Annotated in this window: 23 protein-coding genes; 7 read left to right on the top strand and 16 right to left on the bottom strand. The window is 39.0% G+C overall.

Annotation, left to right across the window (positions count from 1 at the left end):
- Positions 1 to 75: 75 nt before the first annotated feature.
- The 11 genes from A33I_RS00180 to A33I_RS00130 all read right to left on the bottom strand — a co-directional run bounded on the left by A33I_RS00180 (position 76) and on the right by A33I_RS00130 (position 9,687).
- Entirely contained in the window at positions 76 to 1,272 is a 1,197-nt protein-coding gene (locus A33I_RS00180; RefSeq protein WP_022626465.1) for a tetracycline resistance MFS efflux pump, read from the bottom strand.
- A gap of 73 nt (positions 1,273 to 1,345) precedes the next feature.
- On the bottom strand, positions 1,346 to 2,743 hold the full coding sequence (locus A33I_RS00175; protein ID WP_022626464.1) for a sensor histidine kinase: 1,398 nt from the start codon (positions 2,741 to 2,743) through the stop codon (positions 1,346 to 1,348).
- Complete coding sequence (locus tag A33I_RS00170; protein ID WP_012957703.1) at positions 2,740 to 3,423, bottom strand: response regulator transcription factor; 684 nt, start codon at positions 3,421 to 3,423, stop codon at positions 2,740 to 2,742. The genes A33I_RS00175 and A33I_RS00170 overlap by 4 nt, the downstream gene beginning before the upstream one ends.
- A 382-nt stretch (positions 3,424 to 3,805) precedes the next feature.
- Positions 3,806 to 4,156, bottom strand: a complete 351-nt coding sequence (locus A33I_RS00165) for a hypothetical protein (protein ID WP_022626463.1) — start codon at positions 4,154 to 4,156, stop codon at positions 3,806 to 3,808.
- A gap of 108 nt (positions 4,157 to 4,264) precedes the next feature.
- Complete coding sequence (yidC, locus tag A33I_RS00160; protein ID WP_022626462.1) at positions 4,265 to 5,023, bottom strand: membrane protein insertase YidC; 759 nt, start codon at positions 5,021 to 5,023, stop codon at positions 4,265 to 4,267.
- A gap of 33 nt (positions 5,024 to 5,056) precedes the next feature.
- Complete coding sequence (locus tag A33I_RS00155) at positions 5,057 to 5,323, bottom strand: hypothetical protein (protein ID WP_022626461.1); 267 nt, start codon at positions 5,321 to 5,323, stop codon at positions 5,057 to 5,059.
- Positions 5,324 to 5,429: 106 nt separating this feature from the next.
- Positions 5,430 to 6,692: an ABC transporter permease gene (locus A33I_RS00150; RefSeq protein WP_022626460.1), complete on the bottom strand. Its 1,263-nt coding sequence runs from the start codon at positions 6,690 to 6,692 to the stop codon at positions 5,430 to 5,432.
- Positions 6,685 to 7,584: an ABC transporter ATP-binding protein gene (locus A33I_RS00145; protein WP_022626459.1), complete on the bottom strand. Its 900-nt coding sequence runs from the start codon at positions 7,582 to 7,584 to the stop codon at positions 6,685 to 6,687. The genes A33I_RS00150 and A33I_RS00145 overlap by 8 nt, the downstream gene beginning before the upstream one ends.
- A 66-nt stretch (positions 7,585 to 7,650) precedes the next feature.
- Positions 7,651 to 8,523, bottom strand: coding sequence for an ATP-binding cassette domain-containing protein (locus tag A33I_RS00140; RefSeq protein WP_022626458.1), 873 nt, complete (start codon positions 8,521 to 8,523; stop codon positions 7,651 to 7,653).
- Positions 8,524 to 8,547: 24 nt separating this feature from the next.
- Positions 8,548 to 8,925, bottom strand: coding sequence for a GntR family transcriptional regulator (locus A33I_RS00135; protein ID WP_012957696.1), 378 nt, complete (start codon positions 8,923 to 8,925; stop codon positions 8,548 to 8,550).
- Between the two features lie 30 nt (positions 8,926 to 8,955).
- Positions 8,956 to 9,687, bottom strand: coding sequence for a hypothetical protein (locus A33I_RS00130; protein ID WP_022626457.1), 732 nt, complete (start codon positions 9,685 to 9,687; stop codon positions 8,956 to 8,958).
- 168 nt (positions 9,688 to 9,855) lie between these two features.
- On the opposite strand from A33I_RS00130, the gene A33I_RS00125 reads away from it, so the two are divergent.
- Positions 9,856 to 10,038, top strand: coding sequence for a YhzD family protein (locus tag A33I_RS00125; RefSeq protein WP_022626456.1), 183 nt, complete (start codon positions 9,856 to 9,858; stop codon positions 10,036 to 10,038).
- Positions 10,039 to 10,103: 65 nt separating this feature from the next.
- On the opposite strand, the gene A33I_RS00120 is transcribed toward A33I_RS00125, so the two are convergent.
- Positions 10,104 to 10,949: a Cof-type HAD-IIB family hydrolase gene (locus A33I_RS00120; protein WP_022626455.1), complete on the bottom strand. Its 846-nt coding sequence runs from the start codon at positions 10,947 to 10,949 to the stop codon at positions 10,104 to 10,106.
- Between the two features lie 176 nt (positions 10,950 to 11,125).
- Here A33I_RS00120 and A33I_RS00115 point away from each other — a divergent pair, with 176 nt between their 5' ends.
- Positions 11,126 to 11,323, top strand: a complete 198-nt coding sequence (locus A33I_RS00115; RefSeq protein ID WP_022626454.1) for a hypothetical protein — start codon at positions 11,126 to 11,128, stop codon at positions 11,321 to 11,323.
- A gap of 45 nt (positions 11,324 to 11,368) precedes the next feature.
- On the opposite strand, the gene A33I_RS00110 is transcribed toward A33I_RS00115, so the two are convergent.
- Together A33I_RS00110 and A33I_RS00105 are read right to left on the bottom strand one after the other, a co-directional pair.
- Positions 11,369 to 11,725 carry a YlbF/YmcA family competence regulator gene (locus A33I_RS00110; RefSeq protein ID WP_022626453.1) on the bottom strand — a complete coding sequence of 119 codons (357 nt, stop codon included), beginning with the start codon at positions 11,723 to 11,725 and terminating at the stop codon, positions 11,369 to 11,371.
- 110 nt (positions 11,726 to 11,835) lie between these two features.
- Positions 11,836 to 12,975, bottom strand: a complete 1,140-nt coding sequence (locus tag A33I_RS00105) for a DUF445 domain-containing protein (RefSeq protein WP_022626452.1) — start codon at positions 12,973 to 12,975, stop codon at positions 11,836 to 11,838.
- A 186-nt stretch (positions 12,976 to 13,161) separates the two neighbouring features.
- On the opposite strand from A33I_RS00105, the gene A33I_RS00100 reads away from it, so the two are divergent.
- The 5 genes from A33I_RS00100 to A33I_RS00080 all read left to right on the top strand — a co-directional run bounded on the left by A33I_RS00100 (position 13,162) and on the right by A33I_RS00080 (position 16,393).
- Complete coding sequence (locus A33I_RS00100; protein ID WP_012957689.1) at positions 13,162 to 13,629, top strand: hypothetical protein; 468 nt, start codon at positions 13,162 to 13,164, stop codon at positions 13,627 to 13,629.
- A 71-nt stretch (positions 13,630 to 13,700) separates the two neighbouring features.
- On the top strand, positions 13,701 to 13,916 hold the full coding sequence (locus A33I_RS00095; protein ID WP_022626451.1) for a YheE family protein: 216 nt from the start codon (positions 13,701 to 13,703) through the stop codon (positions 13,914 to 13,916).
- Positions 13,917 to 13,968: 52 nt separating this feature from the next.
- Positions 13,969 to 14,166 (top strand): hypothetical protein, encoded by a 198-nt coding sequence (locus A33I_RS00090; RefSeq protein ID WP_022626450.1) that lies wholly within the window; start codon positions 13,969 to 13,971, stop codon positions 14,164 to 14,166.
- A gap of 128 nt (positions 14,167 to 14,294) precedes the next feature.
- Complete coding sequence (locus A33I_RS00085; RefSeq protein ID WP_022626449.1) at positions 14,295 to 15,185, top strand: PucR family transcriptional regulator; 891 nt, start codon at positions 14,295 to 14,297, stop codon at positions 15,183 to 15,185.
- A 107-nt stretch (positions 15,186 to 15,292) separates the two neighbouring features.
- Positions 15,293 to 16,393 carry an ABC transporter ATP-binding protein gene (locus A33I_RS00080; RefSeq protein ID WP_022626448.1) on the top strand — a complete coding sequence of 367 codons (1,101 nt, stop codon included), beginning with the start codon at positions 15,293 to 15,295 and terminating at the stop codon, positions 16,391 to 16,393.
- A gap of 42 nt (positions 16,394 to 16,435) precedes the next feature.
- Here A33I_RS00080 and A33I_RS20480 read toward each other — a convergent pair whose 3' ends face one another.
- Positions 16,436 to 16,699, bottom strand: a complete 264-nt coding sequence (locus tag A33I_RS20480; RefSeq protein ID WP_152976416.1) for a hypothetical protein — start codon at positions 16,697 to 16,699, stop codon at positions 16,436 to 16,438.
- Positions 16,700 to 16,762: 63 nt separating this feature from the next.
- Positions 16,763 to 16,887, bottom strand: a 125-nt coding sequence (locus A33I_RS00075; protein WP_022626447.1) for an alpha/beta-type small acid-soluble spore protein, incomplete at its 5' end; no start/stop codon positions are given.

Below are 16,887 nucleotides of genomic sequence, written 5' to 3'. Positions count from 1 at the left end.
TCATCTTCTCAAGTATAGCATAATTTAGACCTTCCTAAACGAAAAAAGCCCTTCCACCAAAAGGGCTCTTACTATTTAGGCAGTAGATTTTATTGTTTCTTTTCTTCTAGAAAGCCATGAAACCGTAGCAAAGAAACCAACAAACATTGTTAGAGCTCCTATGCTGTACGGCAAATACATATTCCATTCAAACATTAATCCTGCAAGCAGAGCCCCGGCAACGTTTCCTAGGCTTAGAAAAGAGTTATTCAACCCCATTATCATTCCTTGACGATCTCCTGCAAGCTTTGAAATCATTGTGTTTACAGAAGGCCTTAAAATAGAGTTACCTAAAAAGAATAAGCAGGTTGTGAAAATAACGGTCACAAAGTCAAATGCAAGCATCATTACAACAAAGCCGATCCCGCTTAGAAGCAGTGCGCCTAACACCACTCGTTCATCTCCGAACCTTACGGTAAGCCTTCCTACAAGACCTCCCTGAGCAACCGCCCCTATTACGCCAACTAATACCATAATAAAACCTACTTGAGAAGGTGAGTAGTCAAACTGATGCAGTGCATACATACCGAATATAGTTTGAAAGTTTGCCAAACCAAAACTTAAGCCAAAGACAAGGATTAATAGGAATCCAACTGGACTTTTAAGTGCATGCCACATTTGGGAAAATTGATTGCTGCGGTCAGCAGAAGCTTCGAGTTCCATTCGCTTTTCCTTTGATAATGATTCCGGCAATAGAAATAAGGAAAAGATCCCCGCAAGAGTGGCTGCTATTCCTGCAAAAAGAAACGGTAAAGACAGGCTTACTTCAGCCAGCCAACCCCCAACACCGGGACCGACTACAATTCCAAGGGCCATCGCTGCACCAAGCATTCCCATTCCATGACCGCGTTTTTCTGGCGAGGTCCGGTCTGAGACATAAGCCATTGCTGATGGCATAACAGCCGAACCAAAGGAACCTGCAAGTATGCGTGAAAGAAAAAGCATCCACAGCTCCGTTGCAAAGGCGAAAATAAATTCTGCCCCAGCAAAACCAAACATACCAATTGCAATTAAAGGTTTTCTCCCAAATTTATCTGACATCCTTCCCCAAAAAGGCGCCAATAAAAACTGCATAAACGAATAAATAGCAATGAGTAAGCCTAATTCAAAGCTCGATGCCCCAAATGCTTCTACATAATAGGGCAAAATAGGAATAACTAATCCAATCCCCATCATGACCACAAACATATTAATCATAAGCATGAATAAAGATTTAAATTCTTTATTTTTCATGTTCGTAACCTTCTCTACAACTAAAAATTAATGTAACGAAATAAGAATAAATGGAAAAAGAAGAAGCGTCAATCTACGACTTCTTCTCCTTTTTCTTTGATTTTGGCTGGTCTTTTGGTTTTTTATAAGGCTTCGGAAACACTATAATAAACTTCACACCAACCTCACTATTTTCAATCTTAGGCTGTCCCCCGTGAAGCTCAGCGATCCTTTTCACAATAGCAAGACCAAGCCCAAACTTCCCTTTATTTCCTTTATAGAAAGGATTAAAGATCTGCGGCATGTCGGCCTCAGGAATCGCCTCTCCGTTGTTCTCAACACTCACTTCTACATGATCATCTAATTCTTTAGCTGTAATCCAAATCGTATCAACAGCGTAGCGAAGAGCATTTTCAACCAAATTCTCTAAAAGCACTTCCAATTGCTCAATATCACCATAAATCTTAGTCTCAGGACCAATGACTTTGATCTTAACATCCTCTCGCTGCACGCGGAATCGTTCTTCAATTTGGAAAGCAAGTGATCCAAAAATGATCTCTTCATGTTTTGGTGTCTCTTCTTTTAACGAGTCAAGCTTCGTGTAGTAAAGCATGTCTACAACACGTCGCTCCATTCGGTTTGCTTCTTCAATAATCACATTCATTGTCTGTTCCATATTATCTTTAGGCAGGATACCATCTTTAACAGATTGTGCATAACTTTTAATGACCATAATTGGAGTTTTCAACTCATGTGAAGCATGCTGGATAAATGTTTTCTGCGCTCTATCATAACTGTTTAAATTCTGCCTCATCTTCTCAAATTGGTCAGAAAGACGTTGAAAATCTTCATCCCCGTCCCATTTAAGAGGCTCCTGCCAATCACGGTTCGCTATTTGTTCTAGATGATTCCCAAGCACAATCAGTGGCTGGCGTAAGTAATGCTTCAGCCATATCGCAGGTAATAGACTCAGACCACTTGTTAGCAGTAAAAGATATAATAGCCTCTCCCATAATCTATTTACCATTTGATCACGATACGTATCCCACATATAGGAAATATGAAATCCTGGAGTGCCTTGAACCTGGGCTTTAGAAATGACATAGAATACCGTGGCTTCACCGTACTGAATTTCATAACGCCCACGGTTTGCCTCCTGCTTGTACGCATTCTGTGCCATCTCAAGTAAAATATCAGGAGGAGGGAACGAATCACCGACAGGGGCTCGTCCAACCGTATCATGTATAAAGAAATGACCGATATCTCCTGCTTCTCGGCGGTCCATAAAGTCGCCGGCTTCATCTCTTGGGTCGATTAAGTCAAGCAAAGGATATGCATATCTTGTTTGTGCCGTCTCAATTAATCGGTACGTTTCTTCAGTAAGTGTCCCTTTAATCGAGATTGGGTAAATAATAATAATTGATAATGCAACTAAAACAATGAGTGAAATAAAAGCAAGCCAGATTCGCTTGGCTAAGTTCACTTTGATCATGAAGAAAGAACCCTATATCCGTATCCATATAACGTTTCTAAATGAATACGCGGCATCTTCTTACGCACACGACGTACGACATCATCGACAGCACGTTCAGAGCCGAAGTAATTCTCACCCCATACATGTTCAATAATCTTCTCGCGTGAAAATGCTTTACCAATTTCACCTGTTAGAAGCAAGATTAGGTCCATTTCTTTTGTTGTTAAATCAACAATCTCTTCTTCGCTCACTTCTGAATCGACAACCGTACGACCCACAGGATCAATAAGGTATTGATTAAGTTCAATTTTCTTCTGGTCTTGAGAAGCCGAGCCATAAACACGATTTATTAGCTTTTTAGCGCGGATGATCAGTTCTTGCGGCAAGAATGGCTTCGCTAAGTAATCATCACTTCCCATTTCTAGACCTAAGACACGATCTAAGTCTTGGTCACGCGCTGAAATAAAGATAACAGGTGTATCTCCATTTTCTTTAATGCCTTTTAATAGTTGATACCCGTCTGTTCCAGGCAGCATAATATCTAGAATCCATAAATGAGGCTTGTCTTCAATTGCATCACGAGCAGCATCTCCGTCATTAAATACACGTACTTCCCAACCTTCTTTCTCAAGATAGGCCTTTAATACTTCTGATAAATTTTGTTCATCCTCAACGAGATAAACGAGATATTGTCCCATTCCCGCATCCTCCTTCTTGTCTATACGGACAAATTAATCAAGTGTTATGAATACTCATATGATTAATTTGACTTTACACCTATTTTAGTACATTTTCCACTAATCACATAATTTAAACGGTCATCAGGAAATAAAGGTAAACATCATTCCTTACAACTTGCATAATTAGGAAGATGTCGTCGATTATTTCCCGGGGAACTAAAGATAATGTCTTTTGCTGTAAAAATACTTGTTTCCCACTATTATTATCACGCAAATTAGCATTTGAGACTATCTAATCATGACAAATAACATGAAATAACTAGATTTCCCACAATTAATTTACCCATATTTTGAAATGAAAAATGGGCTCGAAACCGAGCCCGTTTTATATAAAGGTCACCTATAATAATGCGATCGCAGTCAGGGCTGCTAACGGAAGGATTAAACGATTCCACCCTCTTGGCCTAGGGTAATATGGATAGAAATAAGGCTGGTAATAAGGATTGTATGCATAATATGGATAACGCTGATCTTGATAAGAACGTACCATTTGATTCTGTTGATAATCTGCCATTAAATCTGACAAATCCATATATTGCCCGTATTCATCTACCGGCACGAGCAAGTAAAGGTATTCATTATCGACATTCTCTATCACACCGTTATATGCAGGCTGGCCATTCATTTGAGTATGCACTGCTTGATTCATGTATTGCTGACACAATGCTTGCATTTCTTGCACCTGATTCATCTCATCTCCTCCTTCATTGCCCATTTTATGCATGAATGAGGTGGTGGGTGAATATCACGACAAACAAAAGAGGACCCCCTCAATAATCTGAAGGCATCCTCTTAAACATCATTTAGAAATATCCGTTTTCAATTGTTCAAACCTTACTACCGTAAAATAGGTTTGGATAATCATAAATAGATTTCCCACTACCCAATACAATGATAAAGCTGATGGTAATGTAACTCCAGCTACGACAATCATGACTGGCATAATATAAATAATCACTTTCATTTGATCATTTAATTGAAATGAAGTCATTTTCACTTGGAGGAACGTGGTAATACCTGCTACCACAGGTAAGATATATAAAGGATCTGGTGAACCAAGATCAAACCATAAAAATGAATGTAGAGCAATCACTTCTGTGCGCATGATCGCAAAATAAAAAGCCATCATTACAGGTAATTGAATAAAAAGTGGTAAACAACCAGCCATTGGATTGACTCCGCTGTCTTTATATAAAGCCATCAATTCTTTTTGCATTTTCTGCTGATCTTTTGGATCACGCTTTGTTCCTTGACCGTACTTTTTCTGCAAAGCTTCCATCTCGGGACGCAATGCCTGCATCGCACGGCTGCTTTTTTGCTGCTTGATCATCAATGGTAGTAAGAATAGCCGGATTCCTATTGTCACAACAATAATCGATAATCCAAAGCTTCCATTCAATAGGTCTGCTACACTTATCAGAACCCAAGAAAGCGGGTAGACAAAGAAGTGATTCCAAATCCCTTCTGTTTCTGCTGTAATCGGCTGACCGTTCGCACCACAGCCTGCTAATGCACCTACCATTAAGATGATTATTAAGATCCATAATACTTTTTTCAACTTTATTCCTCCTTGTTGTTTTAACTATTTTAGTTAAACAACAAGAGAGTGCGGCTCATCATCAGACTGGCCCTTATCAAAAACAGATGGTATCTTAGGTCGATACGGATTTGATGAAGGGCGAATGAGAGCAGCTATGACTAACGGTTGATTTTCTGTTTGGCTTAACTGCTTTTTACTTGTCATATGAAACGTAAACCAAACTCCTGCCACACTCGCTCTCGCAAAAGCGGCAACTAAAAGCACTGTCATAACAACACTTAACCAAAGCATCGTCATATCTGTTATAAATTCAATCATCTATTCGCCCTCCTTTCCTTTTTAATAATCTCATCATATCATAAGATACTTAAGATACAAATCCACTCTTATTTCCAGTACATTAATTATTCTTACTCTTGTTTCGTTATTTTCTTGTCATTCTAAGAGCACGGCCAATATCCTTTAATGCTGAGCTCTTTCCGTATAATAATACGCCGCCTTTGAAGATTCTTGCTCCAATTGTCGCTAAAAGTCCAATCGATGCCAGAAGAAGGCCGATTGATAATAATAGCTCCCATAGGGGTATGGAAAGCATCCCGACACGTAAGAACATAATCATTGGACTAAAAAACGGGATAAAGGAAGTAATTGTGATAAAACTTGACTCAGGTGCATTTAAGCCAAACATAGCTATGAAAAATGCTACGATCACAAGCAGATTCATTGGACCGATAACTTGATTGACATCTTCAATACGACTGACTAAGGAGCCTAGAGTAGCCGCAAGAGTCGCATACAGCAAATAGCCTAATACGAAAAACAAAACAGCAAATCCAATTAAATCTAGTGGAATATCCTCTGAAAACAGCGCTTGAAGCATCGAAAGACCGCCTTCAGCCTGCTCGGCCCCTGCTAATGAACTAAGAATGACAACTAGAAAGATCAACCCGTATTGCGTTAATGCTAGTAATCCTATCCCCACTATTTTTCCAAACATCTGTGCGACTGGCGAGGCACTAGAAACAAGAATCTCCATAACACGCGAAGACTTTTCTGTAGCTATTTCAGTTGCAATCATATTTCCAAAGATTAATACAGAAAAATAAATGACGAACAGAAGCACATATACAATCGACCTTGCTTGGTTTAATTCACTTTCTGTTCGCGCCGTATCACTCACTGTTGATGTTTCAAATGTGATCGGTGAGTAAATATCTGCTAACACTTCACCGCTAAGTCCCAGTTCTTGTGTTGCTTCTGTTTCTTTAATATGCTGCAGAGCATTTTGCAGCTGGATCGGTGTAAATTGCTGCGTTAGAGAGTCAGAATAATACGTTGCTTGAATGTCACCAGCGCTATCTCTATTAACTACAAGGGCTGCACCAAATTCACCACTTGACACAGCTTCTAACGCTTCTTCTTCATTTAATGAAGTTCTAGTAAGCTGGATGCGGTCTTCATGCTGCATAAGCTGTTCATTTAAAGGTTCATACAGCTCACTGCCTTCTTCTACAAGAGCAACTTCTACTGCGCGGCTCTCTGCATCTTCTTCAAACATCATAAAAATACGATCCATATTTGTAAGAACAAGCATAAAGGCCAGAGTAATGGCAGTCGAAATGAGGAAGGCTTTAGACATGAGACGGTTTTTGTAAGTATGAGCTAGAATGATTCCAAAATTACGCATATGCAGTCCCTACTTTCTCGATAAATATATCTTGAAGGCTTGGCTCTTCTACTTCAAACCGCCTCACATATCCGGACTTTGCCACTTCTGCAAAAATGACTTTTGCCACTTCTTCATCTTCCACCTGTAAACGCACGCCGCCCTGCTTTTGCTGAAACTTCTTAACGCCAGGGAGGTTTTTAAGCGTCTCAAACGACCTTTCACCTTCGATTACAATAAATTTATTTCTGAAGCTGCGCTTAATCTCACGAAGCTCCCCTTTAACCACTGGTGTGCCATGACGGAGAATACATAAATGCTCGCACAGTTCTTCTACGTGGTCCATTCTATGGCTGGAAAAGACAATGGTCGTGCCTTTCTTTTTCAGATCGATTACAGCTTCTTTTAGTAATTCAGCATTAACTGGGTCAAGTCCGCTAAAAGGTTCATCTAATATAAGCAGCTCAGGCCTGTGGATGACGGATGCGATAAACTGAATTTTTTGCTGGTTTCCCTTTGATAATTCTTCAATGCGTTTTGTTTCATAATCCGTCACTTTAAATCGTTCAAGCCACATTTGCATTTCTGTGATAATGTCTTTTTTATGCATCCCTTTTAAGCGCCCTAAGTAGATAAGCTGGTCTCTTACTTTAAGTTTTGGATATAATCCTCGCTCTTCCGGTAAATACCCAATGACATTTGTCCGAGAATAATCAATCTTCTCCCCTTTCCAAGTCATTTCCCCCTCAGTCGGTTCTAGGAGACCAAGCATCATTCGAAAGGTGGTTGTTTTTCCCGCCCCATTGGCTCCAAGCATTCCAAACATTTCTCCGCTAGGAATTTCTAGTGACAGCTGATCAACCGCCACAGATTGACCAAAGCGTTTGGTAATGTTATTAATTTTAAGCGTCATCTCACTCCCGCCTTTCCTTTATTTTCTTGTTCACACTAGTTTTATAGGTTCTTATGTTATACGTTCTTATGCTGATTTCGTTTCTTCTTTTAAGATAATGCGCAAGATTTCTCTTAACTCTAGTGGCTGAACAGATGTGACTGTAGCACCCATTTTCTTCAATTCTTGTTCAACCTCAAACGCATTGGACGTCACGCATTCAACTAATGAACCCTGCTTGCTAGCTGAAACCATGCCTTTGAGATTTTTAAGGACAGATGTATCTCCCTCCACCCAAATACGGCTCCAAGATGCGATCAGGCTGTCTTTTTCATACTGATTGAGAAGATGTCCATCTTTCATTAACAAAATATAGTCTGCGAGTGTTCTAATTTCATCAGCTGAGTGAGTCGATAACAGAATCGTTTGATCCACTGCCCTTTCCATATATCGAACCATTTCATCTCTCATTTGCTCCTGGCCTTCAAAATCAACTCCAGCTAACGGCTCATCTAAGAGTAAAACCTTTGATTCTCTTGCTAATGTTAAAGAAAACATCGCTTTTTTCTGCATCCCCCCTGAAAGTTTTTCGATCAGCTTTTTATGAGGTAATTCAAAAAGTGTGGCAAGTCTTTGAAACTCTTGTCGATTCCAACCCGGATAGCTCATTTCAAAGAAATCTGCTAATTGGGCTATTGTAAACCCCTGATACATCAGCGGTGTTTGCGGGACATAAGCAAAAGCCTGTTTCCATCCGTTTTCACGATTTGTCCCAAAATGATAGTCAATTTCCCCAGACTCTTTTTTCACTAATTCCATCATGGTTTGAAATAATGTGGACTTTCCAGCCCCGTTATTTCCAACGAGTGCTACAATACTGCCCGGTTCAATTTGGCAAGATATAGGGCCTAGTTCAAAGCTTTTATCTACCTTCTTGTATATGTCTTGTAACGAAATCATTACATATCCCTCCCTGTAATCGATCTATTCCATTAGAGCTTCTTCAAATAATTTTCTAAGTTCATCATCGGTATAACTATGCCGCCGCCCTACTTCTACTGCTTTTTTTAATGTGTCATACACAGCTTCTGTTTTAGCCTCTTTCTTAGATCGTTCATCAATTTCAGCTACAAATGTTCCTCTGCCTTGGCTGGTTTTTATATACCCCTGCTGCTCAAGATTTTGATAAGCTCTTCTTGTGGTAATGACACTGCAAGCAAGATCTTTTGATAACGCTCGAATAGAAGGCAGCGGTGTACCTGCACTTACATGCCCTGAAACAATAAGTGCTTTAATCTGTTCTTCTATTTGATGATATATAGGAGTACGCGAGCCTTCTTGGACGCTTATTGGTAATTTCAATCAAAGACCTCCTTTCAACAGACGACCCTTTTATAGGTGATAACTAGTTTTATTTTCATAGTATCTATAAGAGTAAATCCAAGTGGCTGTAGCTATGATCATCAACAAAAATGAAATACCTAAGAGTAACATAGGGTTTGTTTGTACAATACTGATAGACCAAATAATATACGGGGCTCCTGCAAGCAGGTTAAATCCAGTTAGTAATACAAAAAGCACTGCAATATAAACGATACTCCATATGATCAAAGCCACAGGTGAATATCTTCCACCTGGTTCACCTGCTGCATATAATCCCCCCCACACATAGCTGATGGCAAGCCAGCTTAGACCTAGAATGATTGCCTCAGAAACTGATAATACTTCTTTGATATTATTTGAGAACACATAGAACAGCACAAATACAATAGTGTTAAACGTCAGAATATAAATTGCACTCATAATAAATCTGCTTTTCATAATGACTCGATCAGCAATAGGTGTTTGTTTAAGTAAGATAAAAAATGAGCTAGCGTATAACCCGCCTTTTATATCTTGAATGTTAAATGGTTTGTATCTTACCGTGTATGCAAGCGACAAAGCACTAAAAAATAGAAAGTCATAAATAATAGGGAACCGTCCGCCACCGCTTACTTCATTAATAAATTGACTTCCTAAAAAAACAATTAAACCCATTGCAGCAACCATCCATAGATACTTAATGAATGGTGTATTTTTTAATTCGAATAAAATAATCTTCTTAATTAATTGATTCTCCGACATGAGCTTCACCTCTTAAAGTGTATTGGTGTGTATATCTATATATACAGTATATGACCACCTTCTAATTATTGCAACAGAAAAAACAATAATTACCAAAAATATTTTATACTTGCTTATGTAAGCGTTTGAATTTACACTATTCTTACAATAGTTTGGGGGGAAATAATAATGAATGAGTATTTTCTAACCGTTTATGAACCTAATGGCGAAATGGTTTTTGAGGAACGAATCGAAGCTGCGGATGATAATGCCGCACAGGAGATTGGAAAGAAAAAGTTAGAGGAAAACAACTATACAAATCATACTCACCGTCTTACACGTGCTGGTAAGTTATTGTTATTTCATGTGTAAACGAAAGAGCTGCCCCATTTGGGACAGCTCTTTTTTATTATGGATGTGGAAAACTATGAGTTGTTTTATTCCACTTGAACACGCAGCTGCTTTCTAAACACTTCTCGAATCATGTAAGAAACCCCGTTCTGATGATTCGAGCGTGTGATCCAATTGGCTGCCTTCTTTACTTCTTCACTGGCATTCCCCATAGCTACCCCTAATCCTACTTGACTGATCATTGGTATATCATCCTCTTCAAGGCCGACAGCAACCATTTCTTGCAAGGAAATACCAAGCTCTTGCCCTACTTTTTGTAACCCATCAAGCTTTGAAACTCCCTCTGCTACAAACTCTACTTTACCATCTTGAATGGAAACAGCATTTACCCCTTTAATCATTTCTTTTACTTGGTTTAAAGCGGAGTTCTGTTCTTCTTCATCAAAGAATTGAACCTGTACTTTAGGAGGAGCAATCGCTTCTTGCAATAAACGATCATAAACAGAATCTACAAACGTCACAGGGTAAAATAATGGGTCCCCTACACCAATCGTCATCTTTGCGATCAACTGATTTTTCTGCCGTACCTTATTTCCAATAGAGAAGCTTTCGTGAAGAACACGAATATGACAATCATACTGCTCTAATACTTCAACGAGCTGCAGTGTTTTATTCACATCAATTCGCTTTACGTATAAAGGATCTTCTGCGTCATTTGCAACAAAGGCGCCATTGTTTGTTACTAAATAGTTATCAATCTTTAAGGATTTTGCCAAACGTTTTGCGGAAAGGTGTGGTCTTGAAGTCACTAAGGTGACATACACCCCTTTTTTCTTCACATACTCAATAGCTTCTTTCGTTTGCTTTGAGATCTTCTCATTTGAACCAATCAATGTTCCATCAATATTTAGGGCTAGTAATCGGTACGTCATGATGCTTTCCCCCTTTTTCTTTACGACGACACGTCCCATTTCGGTCTGCCTGTCTGTTCTCTAGACTGTATGTTACACACTGTTTGAATAGAACCAAAATCAAATAGACGTATCTCGTTGCTTTCGTTATACTCTTTTGTAGATAACGTTCATCTTAATAGAAAAAGGGAGTTCATATGAAATCTTTTGTACAGTTTTATTTAGTTGTACCTGCTGTTTTTATGCTGTTAACCAGTCTACAACTCGCAGAAGGCTCAGCGGGAGAAATAGTTATGGGGCTTTTAGGGGCCGCTAGTGTAGGGTTATTTGCTGGATTTGTTCTGCACATGGCTGTTTTGATTGGTAAAAAACTAAAGAAGAATAATCCTCAATAAAAAAGTCACGAGCATCATTCTCGTGACTTTTGTACGTTTATTAAATTATTGTTGACCTTCTGGGTTACCATAGATCTCTTCAAGAGGTTCTGTGATGATTTTGTTGATATCACCAATGATAACACTTAGACGTTGTTCAGCTTCCATTAATTTCGAGATTAACTCATGTTGTTGAACAAGTTCAAATTGCTGTTGAGCTTTTTGAGCTTCTTCTTCCGTAATTTGAATACCTTGCATTTGCTTTTGTTGAAGCTCCAGCTGCAGGTTACGGAAGTTCTCTAGCATTTTTTTAGCAATCTCATCTGCTTCAATTTGTTCGTGCATTGATTTTAATGCAGAGAATTCTTCACTTTCAGCAATTGCTTTCTTTAGTTCATGAGCCTTATCGTATACATTTGACATTTATAACGTCCTCCTAAAAAAATAGTCTTTACGACTATAACATGTCTACACAGACAATTCATCCTTCATGGGTGAATTTAAACAATATTTATAGTCACACACCCTACTCTTTACCCGATGAATAAAACTAATAAACCTTGAATAAATCCAATCATACCTCCGAGCAAAGCCCCAAGATAGGTGATCATTTTAAATTCCCGTTTAGAGATCGTTAATACCAGTTCCTCTAAACGTTCTACAGAGAATGCCTCAACCTGCTCACGAACGATATCCTCTAGATTCAGCTTTTCTAACAGTCCTTCAAGATGCATGGCTAATAAATCAGAAACAGCATCGACAAGCTTTGGAACCCACTCAGTGACCAGCATGTCTTCAAATGGTTTACTCCAGTCACTAAGCGGCTGGTCTACCCATTGATAAAACGGGACATTTTTCTCTAAAGCGGTCGTCACATACTCAATAATATCTTCTTTGTTCAGTTGTTCTTCTATGAGTGCTACATCTTTTTGTTTTAGTTTCGCCCACTCTTTTTCTAAAATCTCTTCAACCATTCGCTTTGTACCATCATCTCGCATAAATTTCATTAGTTCAGGCTGGAGCTTATCAACGAGCCTCTCATTGCCAAGAAACATTGAAATCATATTTCCTAATGTCCCTTTATTTAAAAGGAAACGGTCAATCATTTTGCTGAGTCGCTCCTTGCCTTCTTCACTGCTGAAAAGAGCTTGTCCTCTCTCTAACAAGAAGGCCGCAATCACAGGTACGCTATGGTCAATTTTTTCATTAGCCCCTCTTGGAAGGACCTCACCGATCTGTTTATGTCGGTTCTCTTGAAAGTAACGGTCATAGCTTTTTTCAATCAAGCCTTCCGTTTTTAGAAGCAGCGTCTGCTTTGGCTCTTTTACACCCAATTTATTTTCTAGAAGCTCCCCTATCGTTTGTTCACTTCTAAGCAGCTTTAATAATTCAGCAGATAACCATTCATTCATTGCTTTCATAAACGCTGCACTCTTTAATTTCTTTCCTAACCCTTCTGCTGTAAGTAAATAATGCACAACCATGTGGCCAAGCTGTGTCGCTAGCTCTTGGTGGCGTTTCGGAATGAGTCCTGGAGTAAAAGGAACTCTCCACTTCCCGATTCTTTTTTCAGTATAAGGTCTAAATAACATTTTAATAGCAAGTGAATTTGTTGCACCGCCAATAACAGCGCCTATGACTACCATAAACCCAATAAACCATGCTGTATCCAACAGCTGTCACCCTTTCTATCAATCACCATATAGGCACATATCACATAGTATACGATATCACGCTCTCTATACGCTAGTTCAAGATATATTCGGAAGCTAAAATCGTTGCTTTCTTTTTATGCCTTATCTTTTTGTTGCTTTCTTTTTGTGGCTTTCTTTTTATTCAACAGAAAAGGAGGAAGTGCGTTGAAGATCATTACCATCAATTATCATAATTGGGAAAAGTACCGGCGTCCGCTCATACGTTTTACAAAACGGTATGACAAGGCACCTAAGCAGCCAATCCACTCATATGTATTCCATCTAAAGAAACACCATATCGAAGAAGCTGGGAATTCCATTAAAATTGCTCTTTGGGAAGGGAAAATCATTGCTTGTTCCGTAGTGGTTAATTTTGGAACCAAACTCTCAGCAGTTTTACTTGCGCCAAAGTATAAACACACTCATATACAAAGAAGCCTTATAGAATCATCTATGCAGGATCTCGGTGTGATGTACAAAAAAATCAAATACAATGACGAAGCTGGAATCAAGATGGCCTTACAATCAGGACTTGTTTGTTTTACCTATATCCACGAATCTGATGGGCAGGTTTATTTATGGTTTGGAGGCGGGCATTGGCATTCGGATGATATTTCGGAAAAGGAAGCCTAACACAACACTCCCTGACATGGTATAGTGAATGTAAACGTTTCACTATATGCAACATGTTAGGGGGCAGCAAATTGATTTCTCATTTTCAATGGAAGGAACTTCGAAATAATTTAGTGCGCAGAGAATGGACCTTTTCTTTTTTTTACGCGGGATCGTACTTAACTGGGACGTACCATAAGGATGGCTCAATTGATTGGAATCATCCAGTGCCAACTGAGGACAAGAAAAAGGAGCTTGAACCAAAAGTCCATGACTTGATGTTATATCATGTATACGAAGAGCATTAATGCATAGATTTATTCGCAATCATCCATCCTATAAGTAAAGGAGGGATGAGCGATGTCAGATAAGAAAAAGGAAAACAAGTATAGTTCTTCTACTGGTTCATCTAATGAAGGACGGGACGAGTTTTTTATGGATATCGACCGGATGATTAATGAGGGGCTTGGCGGCGGTGTCGTAAATGAACATCACGCAGGAACCATTGAAGAAGCAAGAGATCTTGAAAGAGAAGATCGACCAAATGAAAATAAATAACAACATATATTAAATCCTTCTCGTTTTATATGCAGAAGGATTTTTTGTTTTGTCAGATTTGTTTCTGTCATTCTCCATTGTTTGTTATACTCTGTAAAAACAGTGTACATGAGAGGTGCTTAGTAACGGTGAATGAAAAAATCAAACGATTATTTGAAAAAGCCATTGTTCCAACCCATATCACTCCTCCACACCCAGAAGTTTTATGGCTGATTGATGATTCAGCTTCCCTCCTTGGTTTTTGGCGGGATCAGTTAAATGAAAAAGAGACAGCATTATTAACGTATTTTTATAAAGAGTATCAGCACACCCCAAAAGCCGTCACCTTTACAGATAAAGAATGGCGGGCATGGCTGCTTGAATCAGAAACAAGACAGCCAAACGTAGAGAGGCCTGTCCGGCTTATTCATTTTCATTTAAGCGAATCAATTGATGATTACGAAGCCCTTAGCTCTACCTGGCAGGAGGCATTTCCACATGTAATAACGATTGTCTGGGTGCATCAACAATATGGAGTCGTTGTATTAGAGTCAATAGATGGCTACGGGGATGAGATGGATATAAAGAGCTTTGCTGAAGCGATCTCAATGGATTTTTATCTTGATTTATATACCTTGATTGGGATTGAATCCACAGTCGAGAGTTCTAGGGAGTCCTTCTTATTTCAACATGAGTTATTTCAATACCTTTTATCTAAAAGCCACCCTAAACACGTTTATAAAGAACAAGAGGTGCTGCTTTTGTATTTAATGAGGAATTCAACTGGAAAGGAAATGGATCGTATCATCCAACGCTTAATTTCTGTGGAACTGCTTAATGATAAGGAACTGCTTACAACGGTTGGGACGTACTTCAGCCATAATCTTAATACTACACAAGCAGCGAAAGCCTTACATATGCACAGAAATAGTTTGCAATACCGGATTGATAAATTTGTGGACCGTACTGGTATTGATATAAAACATTTTTCAGATGCAGCTCTCGTCTATATGCTTCTCCTTCATTATCAACATGATTAATCGTCAATGTGCACAAACGATGACTGAAAGCTTGTGCACACTGACCATAGCCCAGCTTGCGTGAAAGGGGTTACAATAACAGCACGAACACATGAGGGGGATTTAAAATGGCAGATATTCAATTAAAAAACATATATAAAATTTATGATGGTGATGTGACTGCAGTAACTGACTTTAATCTTGATATTAAAGATAAAGAGTTTATTGTTTTTGTTGGGCCATCGGGTTGTGGTAAATCAACGACATTACGAATGATTGCAGGGCTTGAGGATATCTCAAAAGGTGATTTATACATCGGCGACCGCCGCGTTAATGATGTAGCACCAAAAGATCGTGATATTGCGATGGTATTCCAAAACTACGCTCTATACCCGCATATGAATGTATACGAAAACATGGCTTTCGGTTTAAAGCTTCGTAAATTTAAAAAAGATGAAATTGATCGTCGCGTGAGAGATGCTGCAAAAATTCTAGGCCTTGAAGCGATGTTAGATCGTAAACCAAAAGCAATGTCTGGTGGTCAGCGTCAACGTGTTGCCCTAGGCCGTGCAATCGTTCGTGATCCTCAGGTATTCTTAATGGATGAGCCATTATCAAACTTAGATGCGAAATTACGTGTACAAATGCGTGCTGAGATCACTAAACTACACAAGCGTTTGCAAACAACAACGATTTACGTAACACACGACCAAACAGAAGCGATGACGATGGCTACTCGCATTGTTATTATGAAAGATGGATTTATTCAGCAAGTAGGTACACCTAAAGACGTATATGATAACCCAGAGAATGTTTTCGTTGGTGGATTTATTGGTTCTCCTTCGATGAACTTTATCACTGGAAAAATAGAAGGCGATTACTTTAAAGTTGGTGATGTAACCGTTAAAGTACCAGCTGGTAAGTTGTCTGTTCTTCGTGATAAAGAATACATGAACAAAGAGATTATTTTAGGCATTCGTCCAGAAGATATTCATGATGAACTTCTGTTTATCGAATCATCACCCGAAACAAAATTAACGGCTGAAATTGATGTAGCCGAGCTGACAGGTGCAGAAACTGTTCTTTATTCTTCTGTTAATGGCCAAGCATTTGTTGCTAGAATTGATTCACGTACAGATATAGAAGGCGGTCAGTCACTAGATCTTGCCTTTGATATGAATAAAGCTCATTTCTTTGATGCAGAAACTGAATTACGTATCCGTCCATAAAACAAATAGAAGCGGCTTTCTCAATACGAGATAAGTCGCTTCTTACGTGTCGTAGTCTACTTCTTTAAATGAATAAGTGTATGTTGTTCGGCAATTTTCACACCCTACATAATGCGTGCAGCCTTCACTCTCGGTTTGAGCTGAGGGAGATTGAATGGATTGAGCGCTTGTTACATCATACTCTTCATAAGCACTATAATCATCTTGATAATCGGAGGTACGACCATAAATGGTTACATTGTTCCCACAATATTCACATGAGATATGAAGTGTAGTAAGGCCATTACATGCCGGACACATGCTCATTAGAACCCGTCCTTCCAATAAATAAGAGGTGAGCGAACCCACCTCTTAAGCCATTATATTCAATTACTTTTGGTAACCACCCATTTGTTGTTCAGCCATTTGAACTAAACGCTTAGTGATTTCACCACCTACAGATCCGTTAGCACGAGCTGTAGCATCAGGTCCTAATTGTACACCAAACTCAGAAG

This window comes from Alkalihalophilus marmarensis DSM 21297 (genome assembly GCF_000474275.2).
In the GTDB taxonomy this organism is placed as follows: domain Bacteria; phylum Bacillota; class Bacilli; order Bacillales; family Bacillaceae_D; genus Alkalihalophilus; species Alkalihalophilus marmarensis.
Note: the sequence above shows the minus strand (reverse complement) of the source record. Positions and strands in the feature narration are given on the sequence as shown.